At 67.5% G+C, this 18,965-nt stretch carries 18 protein-coding genes; 9 read left to right on the plus strand and 9 right to left on the minus strand.

The annotated features are described in order from the left end of the window. The first annotated feature begins 13 nt into the window (after window positions 1–13). Both EV650_RS35280 and EV650_RS35285 read left to right on the plus strand, forming a co-directional pair. Window positions 14–1,240: a lactate racemase domain-containing protein gene (locus EV650_RS35280; RefSeq protein ID WP_202875201.1), complete on the plus strand. Its 1,227-nt coding sequence runs from the start codon at window positions 14–16 to the stop codon at window positions 1,238–1,240. 126 nt (window positions 1,241–1,366) lie between these two features. Next, window positions 1,367–2,818, plus strand: a complete 1,452-nt coding sequence (locus EV650_RS35285) for a flavin-containing monooxygenase (RefSeq protein WP_134123481.1) — start codon at window positions 1,367–1,369, stop codon at window positions 2,816–2,818. Window positions 2,819–2,911: 93 nt separating this feature from the next. On the opposite strand, the gene EV650_RS35290 is transcribed toward EV650_RS35285, so the two are convergent. The 3 genes from EV650_RS35290 to EV650_RS35300 are packed head-to-tail and all read right to left on the minus strand — an operon-like array spanning window position 2,912 to window position 6,636. Beyond that, on the minus strand, window positions 2,912–4,876 hold the full coding sequence (locus tag EV650_RS35290; protein WP_166678383.1) for a PEP/pyruvate-binding domain-containing protein: 1,965 nt from the start codon (window positions 4,874–4,876) through the stop codon (window positions 2,912–2,914). A gap of 44 nt (window positions 4,877–4,920) precedes the next feature. Next, window positions 4,921–5,487, minus strand: a complete 567-nt coding sequence (locus EV650_RS35295; protein WP_134123483.1) for a hypothetical protein — start codon at window positions 5,485–5,487, stop codon at window positions 4,921–4,923. A 30-nt stretch (window positions 5,488–5,517) separates the two neighbouring features. Beyond that, entirely contained in the window at window positions 5,518–6,636 is a 1,119-nt protein-coding gene (locus EV650_RS35300) for a hypothetical protein (protein WP_134123484.1), read from the minus strand. Window positions 6,637–7,147: 511 nt separating this feature from the next. Here EV650_RS35300 and EV650_RS35305 point away from each other — a divergent pair. Next, window positions 7,148–8,491, plus strand: a complete 1,344-nt coding sequence (locus tag EV650_RS35305; RefSeq protein WP_202875203.1) for a helix-turn-helix domain-containing protein — start codon at window positions 7,148–7,150, stop codon at window positions 8,489–8,491. A 547-nt stretch (window positions 8,492–9,038) separates the two neighbouring features. Here EV650_RS35305 and EV650_RS35310 read toward each other — a convergent pair. Beyond that, window positions 9,039–10,412, minus strand: coding sequence for a cystathionine beta-synthase (locus EV650_RS35310; protein WP_134123485.1), 1,374 nt, complete (start codon window positions 10,410–10,412; stop codon window positions 9,039–9,041). Between the two features lie 88 nt (window positions 10,413–10,500). Between EV650_RS35310 and EV650_RS35315 the strand changes: the two genes are divergently transcribed. After that, window positions 10,501–11,529, plus strand: a complete 1,029-nt coding sequence (locus tag EV650_RS35315; RefSeq protein ID WP_134123486.1) for an SGNH/GDSL hydrolase family protein — start codon at window positions 10,501–10,503, stop codon at window positions 11,527–11,529. A 114-nt stretch (window positions 11,530–11,643) separates the two neighbouring features. Next, entirely contained in the window at window positions 11,644–11,874 is a 231-nt protein-coding gene (locus EV650_RS35320) for a DUF4287 domain-containing protein (protein WP_134123487.1), read from the plus strand. 60 nt (window positions 11,875–11,934) lie between these two features. Here EV650_RS35320 and EV650_RS35325 read toward each other — a convergent pair whose 3' ends face one another. From EV650_RS35325 to EV650_RS35340, 4 genes are all read right to left on the minus strand, one after another. After that, the gene (locus tag EV650_RS35325) at window positions 11,935–12,774 is read right to left on the minus strand and encodes an LLM class F420-dependent oxidoreductase (protein ID WP_166678384.1); all 840 of its coding nucleotides are present in this window, start codon (window positions 12,772–12,774) and stop codon (window positions 11,935–11,937) included. Window positions 12,775–12,779: 5 nt separating this feature from the next. Next, a complete protein-coding gene (locus tag EV650_RS35330; protein ID WP_134123489.1) occupies window positions 12,780–13,916 on the minus strand; it encodes a VOC family protein in 1,137 nt (378 codons plus the stop codon). Between the two features lie 110 nt (window positions 13,917–14,026). Next, entirely contained in the window at window positions 14,027–14,854 is an 828-nt protein-coding gene (locus EV650_RS35335) for a Bax inhibitor-1/YccA family protein (RefSeq protein WP_134123490.1), read from the minus strand. 137 nt (window positions 14,855–14,991) lie between these two features. Next, window positions 14,992–15,366: a winged helix-turn-helix transcriptional regulator gene (locus EV650_RS35340; RefSeq protein WP_238174683.1), complete on the minus strand. Its 375-nt coding sequence runs from the start codon at window positions 15,364–15,366 to the stop codon at window positions 14,992–14,994. A gap of 78 nt (window positions 15,367–15,444) precedes the next feature. Between EV650_RS35340 and EV650_RS35345 the strand changes: the two genes are divergently transcribed. Then, entirely contained in the window at window positions 15,445–16,356 is a 912-nt protein-coding gene (locus EV650_RS35345; RefSeq protein ID WP_134123492.1) for an NADP-dependent oxidoreductase, read from the plus strand. 104 nt (window positions 16,357–16,460) lie between these two features. Here EV650_RS35345 and EV650_RS35350 read toward each other — a convergent pair whose 3' ends face one another. Next, window positions 16,461–17,210, minus strand: coding sequence for a DUF4118 domain-containing protein (locus tag EV650_RS35350; RefSeq protein ID WP_134123493.1), 750 nt, complete (start codon window positions 17,208–17,210; stop codon window positions 16,461–16,463). Window positions 17,211–17,284: 74 nt separating this feature from the next. Here EV650_RS35350 and EV650_RS35355 point away from each other — a divergent pair, with 74 nt between their 5' ends. From EV650_RS35355 to EV650_RS35365, 3 genes are read left to right on the plus strand one after another with little or no spacing between them, the layout of a single operon-like run. Then, window positions 17,285–17,785: a DinB family protein gene (locus EV650_RS35355; RefSeq protein WP_134123494.1), complete on the plus strand. Its 501-nt coding sequence runs from the start codon at window positions 17,285–17,287 to the stop codon at window positions 17,783–17,785. Window positions 17,786–17,828: 43 nt separating this feature from the next. Beyond that, entirely contained in the window at window positions 17,829–18,287 is a 459-nt protein-coding gene (locus tag EV650_RS35360) for a GNAT family N-acetyltransferase (protein ID WP_134123495.1), read from the plus strand. 26 nt (window positions 18,288–18,313) lie between these two features. Next, window positions 18,314–18,688, plus strand: coding sequence for a VOC family protein (locus EV650_RS35365; protein WP_134123496.1), 375 nt, complete (start codon window positions 18,314–18,316; stop codon window positions 18,686–18,688). Window positions 18,689–18,965 lie beyond the last annotated feature (277 nt).

Raw genomic sequence — 18,965 nt, forward strand, 5'->3', positions numbered from 1 at the left:
GTAGGGTCGTGGTGTGACCAGTGCGGCGGTGATCGGTGGTGCGGACCAGGTCCTGACCGAGGACGAGGTGACGGCGTTCGTCGGTGAGGCGCTCGCGGGCGCCGGGCTGGAGGGCCGCAGCGTCTGCGTGATCGTCCCGGACGCCACGCGTAGTTGCCCGCTCCCCTTGCTCCTCAAGGCCGTCACGCAGGCCCTGCAGGGCAGTCAGGTCACGATCTTGGTTGCCCTTGGCACCCATGCGGAGATGACGCCGGAGCAGTTGCGCAAGCACCTCGGTGGTGACTACCCGAACGTGATCAACCACGAATGGTGGAAGCCGGACACCTTCGCCGACCTCGGCACGATCAGCTCCGACCGGGTCGGCGAGATCTCCGACGAGATGCTCCGCGACGAGGTCCCCGTCCGGCTGAACCGCGCCGTCGTCGAACACGACGTCGCGCTGGTCGTCGGCCCGGTCTTCCCGCACGAGGTGGTCGGCTTCTCCGGCGGCAACAAGTACTTCTTCCCCGGTGTCGCCGGTCAGGAGGTCATCGACCTGTCCCACTGGCTCGGCGCCCTGATCACCAGCGCGCACATCATCGGTACGCCGGGCATCACGCCGGTCCGCGCGTTGATCGACGAGGCCGCCTCGATGATCCCGGCCGAGAAGCTCGCACTGTCCGTGGTCGCCCAGTCCGGTACGGACGCCCTGCACGCGATCGCGTTCGGTGACACGCGCTCGTCCTGGCAGGCGGCAGCCGAGATCTCCGCGCAGACCCACGTCCGCTACCTCGAGCACCCCGTCCAGCGGATCGTCTCGGTGATGCCACCGAAGTACGCCGACATCTGGACCGCGGCCAAGGGGTTCTACAAGGTCGAGCCGATCGTCGCGGACGGCGGCGAAGTGATCCTCTACGCGCCGCACGTCACCCAGCTGGCCGCGATGCACCCGGAGATCGAGGAGATCGGCTACCACTGCCGCGACTACTTCCTCGGCCAGTGGGACCACTTCCGCGACCTGCACTGGGGCGTCCTCGCGCACTCGACCCATCTCCGCGGCGCCGGCACCTGGGACCCGGTGACCGGCGAGCACCTCCGGGTCCAGGTCACGCTCGCGACCGGCATCCCGGAGGACGTCGTACGCCGGGCCAACCTGGGCTACCTGGACCCCGCGGCGTTCGACCTCGCGGCCTACGAGGCCGACCCAGACACCTTCGTCGTACCGAACGCGGGCGAGACGCTGTACCGGCTGTTGGCTTAGGCGGACCGCCAGGCATGCAGAACCCCGGTTTTCGGGGCTCAAAGTGCCCGATTCGGGCACTTCTGCATGCATGGCGGTCCGCGCACCCTTCCACCCTCACGTGACCCACCGGTAACCTCAGGCGGTATGACTGAGGTCGTCATCATCGGGTCCGGGTTCGCCGGGTTGTGCATGGGCATCAAGCTGAAGCAGGCCGGTTGCGAGGACTTCGTCATCCTGGAGAAGGCGGACGACCTCGGCGGCACCTGGCGGGACAACACCTACCCCGGCTGCGCCTGCGACATCCCGTCGTACCTCTACTCGTTCTCGTTCGAGCAGAACCCGCGGTGGACGCGGATGTTCGCGCCGTGGAGCGAGATCCTCGCCTACCTGCGGCACTGCGCGGACAAGTACGGGATCGCCGACAAGATCCGGTACGGCGCGGAGGTGACCGAGGCCGCGTTCGACGAGACGACCGGCCACTGGACCGTGACCGTGAACGGCGGCGAGACCATCGAGACCCAGGCCCTGGTCACCGGCGTCGGCAGCCTGCACGAACCGAAGCTGCCCGACCTCCCGGGCCTCGACTCCTTCGAAGGTACGACGTTCCACTCGGCGCAGTGGGATCACTCGGCGGATCTCCGCGGGCGCAATGTCGCCGTGATCGGGACCGGCGCATCGGCGATCCAGTTCGTCCCGCAGATCGCCGGCGAGGTCGCGCAACTGGACCTCTACCAGCGGACGCCGGCCTGGGTCACGCCGAAGCCGGACCGCGCGATCGGCAGCTGGGAACGCAAGCTGCACGAGCGGTTCCCGGCCGGGCAGCGGACGATCCGCAACGTCATCTACTGGGGACTCGAAGGCCGCGGCGCCGGCTTCGCGGGCAACCCGAAGTTGATGAAAGGCCTTGAATTACAGGCGAAACGGCACCTGCGCAAACAGGTCGCCAATCCCGAGCTGCGCGCCAAGCTGACCCCGGACTACCAGATCGGCTGCAAGCGGGTGCTGATCTCGAACGACTACTACCCCGCGCTGACCCGGCCGAACGTCGACGTCGTCAGCACCCCGATCGCGCGGATCACCCCGACCGGCGTGGTCACCACCGACGGGACCGAGCGGGCCTGCGACACGATCGTGTTCGGCACCGGGTTCGCGGTCTCGGCGAACCTGACCCGGATGCCGATCCTCGGCCGGGACGGCGTCGACCTCGCCGACCACTGGAAGCGCAACGGCATCGGCGCGCACCTCGGCATCACCGTCGCCGGGTACCCGAACCTGTTCCTGCTGGTCGGCCCGAACACCGTCCTCGGCCACTCCTCGATGGTGTTCATGATCGAGGCCCAGGTCCGCTACGTGATGCAGGCCCTGCACCTGCTCCGGCGGCGCAACGCGACGTACGTCGAGGTTCGGGAGGAGAGCCAGGAGCAGTTCGTCTCCGAGGTCCAGGGCGAACTCGGCGAATCCGTCTGGCAGTCCGGCTGCACGAGCTGGTACATGGACGCGTCTGGGCGGAACTCGACCATCTGGCCGGAGTGGACCTTCGCCTACTGGCGCCGCACCAGAATACTCGACCCCGCCGACTTCGCGGTCGTCCACTAGGTAGCAGACGATGACGGCGGAAGGCTCGGGATATCGGCGCTGAGGAACCGGTCCCGTCACGTCGCTGTGACGGCGTCGCCCGGGCCGGTTTCGTCAGGTTTGCGCGGGCGCTCTGAGGTGGAGACGGCCGTTGTCGATGATGGCGAGGTGCCCGTCGCCTACGTCGTCGGGAAGGTTGGCGACGATGGCCGGTACGTGGTCTTCGCGGATGAGGATCGCAAGGTGGCACAGGTCAGATCCGCCGGCAAAGGCGAATCCGGCGACGTGCCCGATGAGTCGGGACAAGATGACGTACGGTCGGTCTGCATAGACGATCGGGGGTGTCGGGAGTTCGGCGATGCGTTCGAGCAGGTTGGTGATGTAGTGGCTTTCGGGCACGTCGGCATCGCCCTTGATCGACACGATTGGTGCGATCGACAGGCGAGTCAGGGTCTCGTCGTCGGGCAGGATCAGCAGTGGGCCGCGAGCTGCACCGGCGCTGAGCGTGCTTCCGGTCCAACTGCTGGCCGGACCGGTGTCGGTGATCGAGTAGTCGATGAAGTGCGGTGCCTGCTTGTCGTGGACCCATTCGAGATAAGTGCCTGGATAGAGCTCAGTCAGGGTGTGGGTGAAAGCGGCCACCTGCCGCAGCTGGTCAAGGCTCCAGGGGTCTGGTGCCTCGAGTGCGGCCCAGGACTGCTCATCGTTCAATGCAGGCAGGTCGAGCGAGCCCGGGCTGGTAAGGCCGCGGTTGATGGCCAGCAGGCTCTCGGCGGAGTGTTCCATCGTGGTAGACCCGTCAGGTTTGGCGCAGGTGACGGCGCCGGAGGCCCCACGGATGAATGGCCGCAGCAGGAGGGTGTGCCGGGCGTGTGGGTCGCCCTGGAGGTTCAGGACTGTGCTCAAGAACCGTGGCAAGTCCTCGGAGGGCAGGATGTTCTGGCGTGCGGACGGGCCAAGGTCGAGGATGACTTCGCCTGGCAACTGGTCCCACCACTGCGGCCGCATGGCCGGGTCGTTGAGACCGTTTCCGTTGAGGGTGATCAGCCAGCCATCGTCGACGGTGACACCATGCCGGACAGCGAGCCCGAAGGCCGGGCTGCGCTTGGTAGTGACGCTGAGGTAGACGTCGGCACAGTCACCGAGCTCAATGCCGGTGGGAAGGTCCTCGCTGTTGTACAGCGAGGTCGTGGCGAAGACCGGTCCGGCGGGTGGAGCCATCGACAGGGCGGCGGTGACCGGCCGGACCTGGAGCAGCCGCAGCCCTTCCGGGTGCCATGCCCACTCGATGTCGACCTCGTGTCCCAGTTGAGTTCGCAGTTCGCCTGCCAGGTCAGCGATCTGGTCGTACGGCGGTGGCGGGGCAGCGTGGTCGGTGATGTCGTAGCGGTGAGCTGCGGTCAGGCCGGAGACGAGGTGCTCACCGGTGCCGACGGTCGCGCAGACCAGGGTTCGGTCGTCCTGGGTGAACGCGACGCCTGCGAGGTCGGCATCCACCATCCGCTGGACGATGACCGCGATCCGCGGCGCCGGGTCGGTGTCTCCGGCTCGGAGCCGGGCTAGGACGGCTCGCGGGCTGTAGAACGATGTCCAGCAGGCGGTGACCGCTTCGGCGATGTCGGAGAGCGTCGTCAGGTGCAGGAACGACTCGTACAGGCCGGCATGGCTGCGAACGGTGCCGTCTTCGACGAGGCTGGACGACCTGACAGCCCACGGACCGTTCTTGCTGGCATCGGCGCACCAGCCGGCCAACGCCTTCCACAAGGCCGATGGCAGCGTGAGCGATTCGAGAATCGCGGCGAGCCGTGCGTCGAGGTTGATCAGTTCGTTGCCGGCTGTGGCAGCCACCTCATGAAACAGCTCCGCCAGTGCCGAGGTGCCATCAGACCCGAGCGCGTCCGTGAAGGCGCTGGCAGGGATGCCAACAGCATGCGGCACGGCAGCGCGGCCGTCGAGCCGGTCGGCTACGGCGGCGAGGTTGGCGAACTTCGCTCCGACCACGTTCAGATCACGGCCAGCTGGGGAGTCGAGCGCGATGAGGAGAGGGAGTTGCTTCGGTACGGAGTTCGTGGAGTTCACGGTTTGGTCCTCGCTGTCCAGCTCAGGGCTGGACGCGCGGACCGCTAGTCGAGCGGTTGGGCCAGCCACTTGGTGAGAAGGGTGTCGACCTGGTCGTGCAGATCGCGCGGCGTGAGCGTTGTGGTGTCAACGCTGTAGTCCGCGCAGATCGTGTCGTAGCCCCAGGTGGCGTTGGAATCGGGGACGATGGTGTGGTCTCCGCGGGCGTGCAGACGCTGAGCACGCACCTCGTCGGTACAGCTGACGTGAACGAACGCAAACCCGTCGGCCGCCAGCCTGGGGTAGTCGACAGCCGCGTCGCGGAGGTCGTCGTTGATCACGACCGAGGTTGTGGCTTGCGCGACTCGGGTGAGGAAGTCGTTGGCCAGGTAGCCGGGGTTGATGCGGCGCAACCAGGTCGCCACGGTGCGCAGCACGTCGTTGTCGTGCTCCCATGGTCCGATTGGTCTGCCAGCCGTTGCGTAGACATGGCCCTGGATCCGGTAGAGCGGTTCGGCGAGCTTGATGACCTGCACGGTGTGGCCGCGCTCTTCCAGCCCGGTCTTGAGTCCTGCGGCGACGGTGGACTTGCCGGAGCCGGCCAGCCCATAGAGGGCTAGCTTGCGCGGCATACCCACTGCGGATCCCCCTCTTGAGGCCGTTCACGTCGACTGCAATCCGGCTGCAGGACGCAGCCAGGATAGCTTCGACCAGTGATCCTCCAGGCTGGCCACACCGTGGCTCGCCAAGAACTCGCGACTGAAGGCAACCAATTGCTCGTATTCGCTGTGCAGCAGGCTGAAGTCGACCGGGCGGAGCGTGCGGGTGCGGACGTACTCGACCTCGACTTGGTGCAAGGGATCAACCAGCCCGGCGCGGTCGGTACACCTGTCGAGCATGATCGAGAAGACATGTCCCGAGGCCAGTGACTCCAGCAAGACGTTGTACCGGACCCTTCGGTAAACCTCTCCCCAGGCCGGCCGCAGCCCCCAGCGGTCGGCGATCACGGCGGGTAGGTCTGGGTTCGGCCCGAGCACCACTCCCTCGATCAGGTCCTCGTGACGCATCTCGGCATCGGCGATGAACCTCTTGCGGCGGATGATCCAGGTGCCGTTCACGGCCGGGATGAACGCGATGTAGCCGCGATCGGTCCGAGGCGTGGTGATCTCGAACAGGTGGTTGTCGAAGTCCCATTGCTCGAAGCCGCCGTTGTTGCCGTGTTCGCAGATCCAGTCTTGCAGGCCACCGTCGCGAACGGCGTCCAGGATTAGGGTGGTCAGACGCCACAGGTCAGGCTGGCCCTGGAGGGTGAATTTGTACTCGAGCTCTTGACCGGGCAGTGCGTTGACGAACCAGCGTTGATGGTTGACGGCCTTCGGCCCACAGGCACGGTGACGTTCAGCCAGTTGGCCGGTCCAGATGACCTGGTTCGCGCTGGACAGATCGCCGGTCAGCGTGGGACCTGGCAGCACGACGAACAGGACATCGTCACCGGTGAAGGACTGCTGTGTGTACGGTGTCCACCGGCCGTCGAAGGCCCGGAGCAGGAACAAGGGTGCCAGGCCGCGACATTGCGCGCGCATCGGTGCATCGAGCCTTACGACCGCGGTGTTCGCTGCAACGGTGAGTGCGTCCGGGGCGACCTGTATGGCTACCGTCACGGGCTCGGGACCTTGGGCTTCGTGACGAAGGCCGGCCGGCCCGGCCAGCAGAACGGATCGCTCGGCCGGGGCAATGCCAGTGCTGGTTGAGTGGGGCAGGATCATGGTATCGGTCGTCATCGGTTCCGCTCCTCGGTGTGGTGTCCGGATTGAGTTTGGTGTCGGCGAACGGGCGCAGACGCAGGGGTCAGTACGCCCGCCCACCGAGCTCGGGAGGGGGTCCTCAGCCCACCGGAACAAGCGCCTCGCCGCGCCAGGGGCACAGGTGAGCTGAGGACTCCGGGTTTGGGGCGGGCCTGCGCCGGGCGGGTGACGAATCCGCGTACGCGTCCTGATGCGGTGAGGAGGTCCGCCCGGAGGTGTTGAGTGGCGCAGGCCCGCCGGTTCAGGGAGCTCACAGAGCGGCACTCGCTTCTGAGCGCCGGCACCTCGCGATCCGGGCCAGTCAGGCCGATACCGCCGGTCAACATGGTCTGATGTCGCATCGTGGGCTCCCTGTCAGCTCGAGTTCGCTGCTCCTAGGACACCGGCCCGCGAGGCCCCGGATAGAGATGTGACCACTCAGAGTGCAATCGGCTTGCACAACCTGCAAACATGGGTCACGCTCAAACTCCCGCCGTAGTGCATCGAGGTGACCGTGGGTACTTCCTCCGCCTGGACCACGATGTCGGCCGTCGCACAGGCAGCCGACGACGGCGACTTCGGCACCGTTCTCCGAATCGCCCGCGTGGCCGCCGGACTGAGCCTGAAGGACGCAGCGCAGCTGGCCGGGGTCTCCGCGTCGACGTTGAGCCGGATGGAGACGAAACCTGGCCGTGCCTGGGACGTCCGCGACCTGCGCCGTCTCGCGGAGGTTTTCGGGATCCCTGAGCCTCTGTTCGGACTGTCGCGCCCGGTCTCCGGCCTGAGCACCGCTAGCCTGAGCGCAGGTGTCGATGAGGATGGTGATCCGATGCGCCGACGCGACCTGCTCGCGACGACCGCCGCGGTCGTGACCGGCGCAGCAGTGCTGCCCCTGGGCCAGGCGGCCGCCGCGTACGGAATGGCCGACACCATCGAGGACGTGCTGTTCGGGCGAGCCACCGCCGCGCCCATTCCTGATCACCAAGTGGGGGCGCAGATCGCGGCGGCGCGTGCCGACTTCCGCGCCACCCGCTACAGCCAGCTCGCCCGCCGCCTTCCCAAGCTGCTCGCGCAGGCAGTCGCTGGCCGCGACGCCGCATCCGCCAGCGAGGTCGGACCGTCGTCCACGCGGCTGGCGCAGGCCTACTGCCTGGCTACGGAATTGCTGGTCAAACTGCATGACGACGGGATGGCCTGGGCCACAGCGGACCGCGCGGTCCAAGCCGCCCGCGCCGGCGACGACCCACTGACGTTGGCCGAGTCCCGCCGCTGGGCGGCCACCGTGATGCGGCGAACCCACCACCGTGAAGGCGCCCAGCGGCTCATGCTCGACGCGGCAAGCCAACTACAGACCGATACGGGCCTGATCGACACCAGCGCCGCCGCTATTTACGGGCAATTACTTGCCACCGCCTCCTACACAGCCGCGCTGCGCGATGACCGCGACAGCGCCTGGACATTGCTCGGCGAGGCCGAGGCTGCCGCACGCCGTACGCGCCTCACCAAGAACGATCGCTTCAACATGCTCGACCTGGCCGTCTACAAAATCAGCATCTCGCGGGTTCTCGGCGACTTCGGCACAGCCGTCGACTACGCCCGCCTGGTCGACCCCGCCGGCATTGCCGCCCCCGAGCGTCGCGCCCGTTACTGGGAAGACACCGCCCTCGCCCTCCACGGACGTGGCAACAGGCAAGCCGCTTTCCAAGCCCTCGTCACCGCCGAGCGAGACACCCCACAGGAAGTCCGCTTCCGTCCCTGGGCACAGCAACTGACCCGCGACCTGCTCTCCGGCGACCGCAGCAACAGCCTGCACGGCGTACGAGACTTCGCCGGTCGCATCGGCACGCTCTGAACATCGAGGGTCCGCATCGCTAACGTCTGTCTGTCCTTGGTGCGGGCGATCGTGGTCAGGCCTCGCAACTGCTTCGCGTCGGGCCACCCAACATCTCAAGAGCCCTGCAGATAACGCTCGTTGACATTGCGAAACCCTGCCCGCCGCAGTACCTGCCAGATTGCTTCCACGTGGACAGCCAGCGCGCAATGGTGACCTTTCCCCGCCCCCGCGGGAACACCTGACCAGGCTTTATAGCTTTCGCTCCAGAGCGGTAGCACGCCGCCGAAGGCGGCCAAAAGGCAGCCGCCGCGCAGCGGTGTCCTTTGCGGGCGGTGGCGTTCCATGGGTGATGTCCCGGACTCCTGAAGTAGGAGTCCGGGGGTCACCGCGTACGACCTTGGGATGAGCGAAAGACCGATCCAGAGGCCGATGTCTGCAGCGCGTCGTTGAAGGACTCTTGAGACATGGAAATCCTTCAGATCGCAGGCGCGGCAGTCATCGTGATCGGCATCGTGATCACGGCACTGATCGCCATCATCCCGTCAGTCGTAGACCGCTAACCAACTCAGTCGGCGGACAGGTGGACCAGTAGGTCCTGCCGGGTCAGCACGCCCACCGGCTTGCCGTCGTCCAGCACCATCAGGGCGTCCCGACCTTCGAGCAGCTCGACCGCCTTCGTGACCGGCTCGCCGGCGCCCAGCGACGGTAGCGCCTCGTCCATGTGCAGCTCGACCATGTCGGCCAGTCGCGCCTTGCCGGAGTACAACGCGTCCATCAGCGTCCGCTCCGACACCGCGCCGGCCACCTCGGCCGCCATCACCGGCGGCTCCGCCCGGACGACGGGCATCTGCGAGACGCCGTACTCGCGCAGGATGGCGACCGCCTCGGCGATCGTCTCGTGCGGGTGGGTGTGCACCAGCGGCGGCAGGCTGCCGTCCTTGCCGGCCAGCACGTCGCCGAGCGTTTTGCCCTGGCGGGCGTGCGCGAGGAAGCCGTACTGCGCCAGCCAGTCGTCGTTGAAGACCTTGGTCAGGTAGCCCCGGCCACCGTCCGGCAGCAGTACGACGATGACCGCGTCGGGGTCGTCGAGCTCATGCGCGAGCCGGATCGCCGCCGCGGCCGCCATCCCGGCGGAACCGCCGACCAGCATGGCCTCTTCTCGGGCCAGCCGCCGGGTCAGCGCGAACGAGTCCGCGTCCGACACCTCGATGACTCGGTCGCAGATGTCCCGGTCGTACGTCTCCGGCCAGAAGTCCTCGCCGACACCTTCGACCAGGTATGGCCGGCCGGTGCCGCCGGAGTACACCGAGCCCTCGGGGTCGGCGCCGATGATCTGCACCTTGCCGCCGGAGACCTCCTTGAGGTACTTGCCGGTGCCGCTGATCGTGCCGCCGGTGCCGACACCCGCGACGAAGTGGGTGATCTTGCCGTCGGTCTGCTCCCAGAGCTCCGGGCCGGTCGTCTCGTAGTGCGAGCGCGGGTTGTTCTGGTTCGCGTACTGGTTCGGCTTCCAGGCGCCCTCGATCTCGCGGACCAGACGGTCGGAGACGTTGTAGTACGAGTCCGGGTGCTCGGGGGCGACCGCGGTCGGGCAGACCACGACCTCGGCGCCGTACGCCTTGAGCACGTTGCGCTTGTCCTCGCTGACCTTGTCCGGGCAGACGAAGACGCACTTGTAGCCCTTCTGCTGGGCAACCATCGCCAGCCCGACACCGGTGTTGCCCGACGTCGGCTCGACGATCGTTCCACCGGGCTTGAGCTCGCCGGAGGCCTCGGCGGCCTCGATCATCCGGACCGCGATCCGGTCCTTCACCGAGCCACCGGGGTTGAAGTACTCGACCTTCGCGAGCACCAGCGGCTTGGCGCCGTCCGTTGTCTTCGACAACCTCACGAGAGGAGTGTTGCCGACCAGGTCCAGGAGTGTCTCTGCGTAGCGCACGCCTTTACTGTAGTGATGTGCGCGCCACTTGGTGGACACGGACCCTATTTTCACTTGCGTCGTCATAACACCGTGTAATCCTTGACTCATGAGTAGAGCCGGGGCTGCCAAGAAGCTGGCCCAGGCCGCAGCCTTCGGGGGCGGGGGACTCGGACTCATCGGTGCCACGTTGTACGGCGTACTGACCGCGGAGGCCGAGTACGCGAAGCACGTGATCGGACCGACGAGGTACTACCCCACTCCGGGCAACGGTCTGTATGGCCGGTATCCAGGACATCCGATCACGTTCGCCATGATCGGCGACTCCAGTGCGGCCGGTTACGGCACCGAGTCGCCGGACGAGACTCCCGGAGTGATGCTCGCCTCCGGCCTGGCTGAACTGGCCAAACGCCCGGTCCGACTCGTCGACGTGTCGAAAACCGGGGCGAAGTCGACCGACCTGGCTGCTCAGGTGGACACCGCTCTGCAGGCCGGCCCGCACGTGGCCGTCATCCTGATCGGCGTCAACGACGTGAAGGCGAAGATGCCGCCGTCGACCTCGGTCCGCCTGCTCTCCGCCGCTGTCCGCCGGTTGCGGGCCGCGAACTGTGAGGTGGTGGTGGGCACCTGCCCGGACCTGGGCGTGGTCCGGACGATCATGCCGCCGCTGCGGCAGGTCGCCCGGTCCTGGAGTCACCGGCTGGCCGCCGCTCAGACCATCGCAGTGGTCGAAGCAGGCGGCCGATCCGTGTCCCTCGGCTCGCTGCTCGGCGAGGCGTTCCGCACCAACCCGTCGATGTGGGGCCGGGACAACTTCCACCCCTCGGCCACGGGGTACGCCGCCGCGTCCGCCGCGCTGCTGCCGTCGGTGGCTGCCGCGATGGGAGTCGGGCCTGAATCGTTCGTCCACCCGGAGCCGTTCCGCGGCGAGGCGATCCTGCCGATCGCGGAGGCCGCCGTACAGGCTGCCCGCAAAGCCGGCACGGAGGTCGCCGCCACCGAGGTGGCCGGCCGGGAGCGTGGGCCGCGCGGTCGTTGGGCGGAGCTCCGGCACCGCCGCCGGCACCCGAAGGCCGAGGTCGATCGGGTCGACGAGAACCATGACGAATCGGCCGAGACGGTGCCCGTCGGTCAATAGTTGTTGGGTTGTGCGTCCGCTGAGCGACACCTTTCATGTCGGGAGTCTTGCCTCCGGGCGGCCGGGTGGTGCACAGTCGATAACTACGCGGTACCCCGATCACGGGAGGCGAAGATGGGCTTGAACCACTCCGAGGAGACGCATCAGCGTTTAGTGGAGGCCGTGCCCAGGTGCACCGGACGCCAGATGACCGAGTGGTTCCAGCTGATGAACGACGGACCGTCGTTCCTGCGCTTTGACGACAGAGTGCGGTGGCTCTCCAGCGAGTATGCACTCGCGCACGGGCACGCAACCGCCATCGTTCACGAGTTCGACCTGGTCAAAGCGCACCGGCGAATGGGCTGAGCCGCAAAGGAGACAAAGAGAAGACCTGCCCTACCAGGTGGAAGGGCAGGTCTTTCACGTTCAGCGCAGTGATTCGAGAGCCTTGGCCAGCGGCTCGAGAACGGCGGGCGTGTGTGGCGGCGGCAGGTACACGATGGCCAGATCGAGCCCCACCTCACCGAGAGCCTCCGCGTCCGCGGCGACCTTGGCATAGTCGGCGTCAGGCCCCAGCCGGACGTGTGACGAAAGGGTGATCTCGCTCGGATCGCGGCCGACGTCCGCGCAGTGCGCGTAGAGCACCTCGCGCTTGTGGGCGAATTCGTCCGGCGTACCACCGACGAAGTTCCAGTGCTGGGCGTACTTCGCCGTGGTCCGCAGCGTCCGCTTCTCCCCGCTGCCGCCGATGCAGATCGGGGGATGCGGCTTCTGCACGCCCTTCGGCTCGCAGCGGGCGTCCGTGAACTGGTAGTGCTCGCCTTGGAAGGTCGTGGTCTCCTGCGTGAGCAGGCCGACAAGCACCTCGCAGGCCTCCTCGAACCGGTCGCTGCGCTCCTTCAGCGATCCGAGCTGCATGCCGTACGCGCCGGACTCCTCTTCGTTCCAGCCCGCGCCGATGCCGATCTCCAGCCGGCCGGCGGAAACGATGTCGAGTGTCGCGGCCATGTTCGCGAGCAGCGCGGGGTGCCGGTAGTGGATTCCGCTGACCAGCGTGCCGATCCGGAGCCGCTTGGTTGCCTGTGCGAGCGCGGTCAGCGTCACCCACCCTTCCAGGCACGGGCCGCTCGAGTCGGAGTGGATGGGATAGAAGTGATCGAAGGTCCAGCCGGACTCGAACAGGTCGATCTCGTCGGCGGCCTGCCAGACGGCGAGCATGTCGGCCCATTGGGTGTTCTGGGGCGAGGTCTTGATCGCGAATCGCATGACGCTCATCGTAGGTCGATCTCGTTACCCTCCGGGTCGCTGATGAGACAACGCTGTGGGGTCTGATCCAGCACCCGCCCACCGGCGGACAGGGCTGTCTCGATGCGAGCCTGGACCTGGTCGTCGGGTACGACGAGCTCGAAGTGGATGCGGTTGCGCTGCTTCGTCCGCTCGTCGTTCGCATCCAACTGCTGGAAGAACAGGACCGGATTCAGCCGACGCGGATCGTAGATGTCGGACACCTGCGCCCGCGGATCCGGCTGGTATCCCAGCAGCGCCACCCAGAACGCGCGCACTGCCTCCACGTCCACCGCGTCGATCCCGAACTGCACGAATCGCAGCGGCTCTGCGTCCGGTGCGAGACCCAGGTCGTGCGCCGCGCTCTCGATGCGCTTGGCCAGCTCGACGAAGGCCGCGCCGCTGTTCGGTGCGTCGTCCTCCCACTGATCCTTGCTTCCGTCGATCGTCACCCCCGCCGGCCGCAGGTCGATCTGCAGCGGAGTACCGGCGTCGTCGGCCAACTTCGCGACAGCGGATGCCAGTCGCCTCGCCTCGAGCGCAGAGGTCGTCGGGTAGAACGTCATCGCGCTGAACACCGTCTGCCAGCCGGTCGTTTCCGGCAGCGGGTCACCTGGGACCAGGTCGACCTCGTTTCCCTCGTCGTCGGCCAGCATCACGCCCCATGGGCCGGATGGGTCGCGGCCCGTCGTCACCCTCGCGCGGTCCACTACGTCCGACGGACGAACCACGTCGACGTGGATGCGGTTCCGGAGCGGCCGGGGCTCGTCGAGGCGTCGTACCGTCAGCTGCGGGTCCCGTCGCGACGGATCCTCTCCCGACGGCTCGTACCCCAGGACGGTCTCCCAGAACGACCGCACCGCCACGGGATCGGCCGCCGCGATACCGAACCGGATGGTCTGGAGCGCCGTCGGATCGGCCGTAAGGCCCAGGTCCTTGGCCGCTGCCGAGATCTCCCGGGCGGATTCCTCGGACGGGGTCCGCAGTCGCAGACCGTTCGGCCGGAGGTCCACGTCCGTCCCAGCCGCTTCGAGACGCTCGACCAGTGCGGCACCGGCGGAGTGCGAGGGAGCGTCGTACCAGGTGGTCAGGGTGTCGTCGAGGAGCCGCCATTCGGTGGTCATGGGCACACGCTAGACCCGGAACCGGACGGACCGCGTCCGGAAATGCCAGAAGGGCCGGTCCACCTGAACCGGCCCTTCCGTAGACATTACGGCTGTCCTGCCGCCGTGGTTCAGTCGCCGCCGCGGAGGATGGCGAGGATGCGCAGGATGTTCCAGTAGAGCCAGACCAGCGTGACGGTCAAGCCGAACGCGGCCCGCCAGGCCTCGTTCTGCGGGGCGCCGTGCCTGACGCCCTGCTCGATCATGTCGAAGTCGAGGATCAGGTTGAACACCGCGAGACCGGCACCGAGCGCGGCGAACAGCAGCCCCATCGGGCCGAAACCGTTGATCCCGGTCTGCACACCGAACAGGCTCAGCAGCAGGTTGATCACCAGCACGCCGGCGAAGCCCATCGTGCCGATGATGACCATCCTGGTGAACTTCGGCGTCACCTTGATCGCGAAGTACTTGTACGTCGCCAGCGTCAGACCGGCCGTCACCATCGTGGCCAGCACGGCCTGCACGATGATGCCGGAATCACCGACCCAGTGGGCGATGAACTTGCTGCCGATCCCGAGGAACACACCCTCGGCGGCGGCGTACACCATCAACAGCACCGGATTCACCCGGCGGGAGAACGACAGCACCATCGCGATCGCGAACGCGACCAGGGCGCCGGCGAGGAAGGCGGGCCGGACGAGCTCCACCGGGACGGCCTTCCAGGCGATCGCCGCGACCACGGCGACGACACCCAGGGTGGCGGCGGTCCGGACGATCACGTCGTCCATCGTCATGGGGCGGCTCGCGGCCGGAGCGCCTTGGTACTGCTGCGGCGGCATACCCGACCCGCCGTAGCCGTAGGAACTCGGCTGACCGTACGGAGCGGCGCCCGGATAGGCCTGGCCCTGGCCAGGCGCGAACGCACTCGACCGGTTCAGCACCGGGTTACTGCTCTGCATTGTTTCCTCCTGATGACCCACATCCGGGGCCGTATCGAGATACTACGGTCCCACCCTTAACAACATCTGAGAATCGGCCCACCGAAACCCCTGCAAATCAAAGCGGTTGCGCAATCCAATCGCTTTGCTATCAAGTTTTATTCCCGACCGTCGTAGTCGGCCCGCGAGGCGTGAATCTGGTGGGCGTGGGAGACGGACCATTCGGCGATCGCGGTGGTCAGGTGGCCGGCCTCCACACCCAGCGGGGTGAGGGCGTACTCGACCCGGACCGGGACCGCCGGATAGATGGTCCGGGTGAGCAGGCCGTCGCGCTCCAAGGTGCGCAGGGTCTGGGTCAGCATCTTCTGGGTGACGCCGTCGAGGAGCCGGCGGAGCTCGTTGAAGCGCAGCGGGCGGTCGAAGCGACGGAGCGCTCCGAGGACGTACAGGGCCCACTTGTTCGCCAGTACGTCGATCACGGTCCGCGACGGGCAGTCCCGGCCGTAGGTCTTGACCCAGTCGTCGAAAGCCATCGCGGTATCCATGAGGTACCTAGATACCAAACAAGTGCCTTCTTCACAACAGATACCGCTGAAGTCGAGGATGGGGACATGACGATGAACGCCATCACCCAGTACACGTTCGGCGATCCCGACGTCCTCGAACTCGCCCAGCTGGACCGCCCCGAACCAGGCCCGGGCGAGGCCCTGGTCCGGGTCCACGCGGCCGGGGTGAACCCGAGCGACTGGAAGATCCGCTCCGGCCTGCTCCCCCGCTTCGGCCCACCGCCGTTCGTCCTCGGCCTCGACTTCGCCGGCACCCGCGAGGACACCGGCGAGGAGGTGTACGGCGTTGTCTACCCGCCGCACGGCGCGTACGCCGAGTTCACCGTCGCGAGCCTGGATCGCCTTGCCCGCAAGCCGTCCACGACCGACTGGGTCCACACGGCAGCGCTTCCCACCGCCGGACTTACGGCGTACCAGCCGCTGGCCGGCATCGCGAAGATCGGGCCGGGCGACCGGGTCCTCGTCCACGCCGCGGCGGGCGGTGTCGGGCACCTCGCGGTACAGATCGCCAAGTCCCGCGGCGCGTACGTGATCGGGACGGCGCGAGCGGCGAAGCACGACTTCCTTCGCGGTCTCGGCGCCGACGAACTGATCGACTACACCACGACCGACTTCACCAGCGCGGTCGGTGACGTGGACGTCGTACTGGATCCGATCGGGGCCGAGTACGCCGTACGGTCCCTCGAAGTACTGCGGCCGGACGGCATCCTGCTCGATGTCCGTGGCACCGGACCCGACCGCGACGAGGTGCGAGCGAGGGCTGCCGACCGCGGGATCCGGTACGTCGAATTCCGGATGGCGCCGACGACCGAGGACCTGGACGCGATCGCGGGCCTGGTGGACGAAGGGGCGATCCGGGTCTCGGTGGATCAGGTGTTTCCGCTGGAGCACGCGGCGAAGGCCCATGAGCTGAGTGAGACCGGCCGCGCGGCCGGGAAACTGGTACTCACGGTCTGACGGCTACTCACGGTCTGGCGGCGTCGCGCCCGTATGGGCAGGCGCGACGCCGGGACCGGCGGCCACCCGGGACGTCTTGCTCCCGCAGGCCGGATCGGGGGGGGTCACACGTGCGGCTGGGTGGCCTGCTGGGTGGCCAGGGCGGCGCCTACCTGGTCGGCGAGGGCTACCGCGACCAGGCGCTGTTCCAGGTCGGGGCGGGCGATGCGGGTTGCGGCGGTGAGCAGGAAGCGTCCGCGGGTCTCGCCGGCGTGCTGGACGGGGAGCTCGATCTCGGCGTTCGTCGGCAGGCCGTCGCGTTCCACCTTCAGGAGATGGGATCCGCGGGTCACCGAGCCGTCCGGGTTCAGCCGGGGCGCCTGGGTCTCCTTGCTGCCGGCAACGAACTTCACCCCGTCGATCCCGAGCAGGGCGGTCAGCTCGGCCCGCACCTGCTCGATCAGGTCGTCCGTCGACGCACCGGCCGCGACCGCCTGCGAGGTGGTGAGTACGCCGTCCAGGTAGCCGCGGCGACGGGAGGCGTTGGCTTGTTGCCGTCGGCCCCAGATCGCGATCTGGGTGACCGCGATCCCGATCGCCAGCAGCAGCACGGCCTGCTCGACGTCGTCCTGGTTGTTGATGGTGAAGCTGTAGTAGGGCACGGTCAGGAAGAAGTCGAACCACACCGCGCTCGAGATTGCCGCGAGTACTCCGGCCAGCCGGATGCCGAACACCGCCACCGCGACGATCACGACCACCAGCAAGAGTGCCGCGTTCGCGTTGTCGAAGTGTTCTCGGAACGGGATCAGCAGCGCACAGACCGCCGGGGGCGCGAGTAGAGCTGCGGTCAGGACCGGGTTGCGGTAGTTCTCCACACCCTATTGACGCGCACAACACCGCGTTGGAGCAACAGCTCTCACAAAGGTCTCTCACCCGTAAGGTGATCCCCATGTCCGAGATCACCCGGGTCCGGCCCGCCGAGGACACCGACGAGCGCGGCACGCTGACCGGCCTGCTCGACTTCCTCCGCGCCACCGTCGAACGGAAGCTCGGCGGCCTCACCGACGAACAGGCGTCCGCCCGCCCGGTCCACCCGTCCGCGCTCACTCCCGGCGGAATCGTCAAGCACCTCACCGCCGTGGAGCGATTCTGGTTCGCGATCGACTTCGCCGGCCTGGACGTCGAGTGGCCGTGGACCGAGGAGGATCCGCACGGCTGCTTCCCGCTCGATCCCGAGGACACGGTCGATCGGCTGTTGGCGTCGTACCGGGCCGAATGCGCGCGTTCCCGCGAGATCACGGCGGCGTCGCCGCTCGACGAGCGGGCACACTCGGACGGCATGACTTTCACCCTCCGCTACGCGCTCGCCCACCTGATCGAGGAAACCGCTCGCCACCTCGGCCACCTCGACCTCCTCCGCGAATCCACCGACGGAGTCGTCGGCGAATAAAGCCGTGGCAGGGCGCGGACCCGCGCGCCTAGGTTGCTGTGCCATGTACCGAATCCGCCCCGCCACGCCGTCCGATGTCACCTTCCTGGGCAACGTCTCCCTGGCGGCGACCCGCGCCCAAGGGCGCCTGCCCGCCGACTTCGACGAGGACGCCTGGCTAGCCGGGTTCACCGAGTGGAGCCTCGAGTCCATCGACGACCCGTCGACCGACCTGAACGTGATCGAGGTCGACGGACGACGGGCCGGTCGCCTGCGAATCACCCGTACGGCGAACTCCGTCGAGCTGAACGGGATCCAGCTGCACCCCGGCGTACAGAACCGTGGGATCGGTACGGCGATCATCGGCGAACTGCAGTCGGAGGCGGCGGGCCACGGCGTACCGCTGCAACTGCACGTCGAGCGGGACAACCCGAACGCCCGCCGCCTCTACGACCGCCTCGGCTTCACCAAGATCGGCGAGGACGGCGCGGAAGACGTCCTGCAGTGGTCACCGAAGGGCTGAGCTGGCGGCGGGGAACACTGGTCGGTATGGCTGAGAAAGCGTTGTTCACCCGGTTGGCGCCGGTGCTGAACGTGTCTGACCTTGCGGCGGAGCGGGCCTTCTACGAGAAGCTCGGTTTGCCGGTGATCTATGAAGGGTCGGAGTACCCGGACTTCATCGCGTTCGGGACCGACACGATCCACTTCGGCATCCAGCAGGCGTCGGTGGAGAACGATCCGCCGAGCGTGCTCACCTGGCAGATCGGGGTCTCCGATATCGACGCAGCGGCGGCTCGCTGCGAGGCGGCCGGGCTCGAGTTCGAGCTCGAGCAGAACGACCCCGCGCCCGGCTGGACCTACCGTCGGCTGTTGCTCCGGACCCCCAGCGGTTACCGGCTGGCGCTGGAAGGCGAGTCCGAGTAGCTGGCTTGCGGTTCCGTGACGGCTGTCGTGGGCACTGGCTCGACAGGCGGGAAGCGGCCCACCATGAGATTCATGCACCTCCACGCAGGCAGAACCCCGCTCCGAGCGGCTCAGGACGGGCGTTTGCAGGGGTTCTGCGTGCGTGGCGGTCCGGTCCCCCGAGCGGGGGAAGTTCGGTGGGTGAGATCACTCCGGAGAGGGTTTGTGAAATCTTTCACGAGCGCTTAGCGTTGAAGTGAACATGAAGTCGGAGAACCACTCAGGGAGAGTGAACAGG

This window comes from Kribbella kalugense (genome assembly GCF_004365875.1).
Lineage (GTDB): Bacteria > Actinomycetota > Actinomycetes > Propionibacteriales > Kribbellaceae > Kribbella > Kribbella kalugense.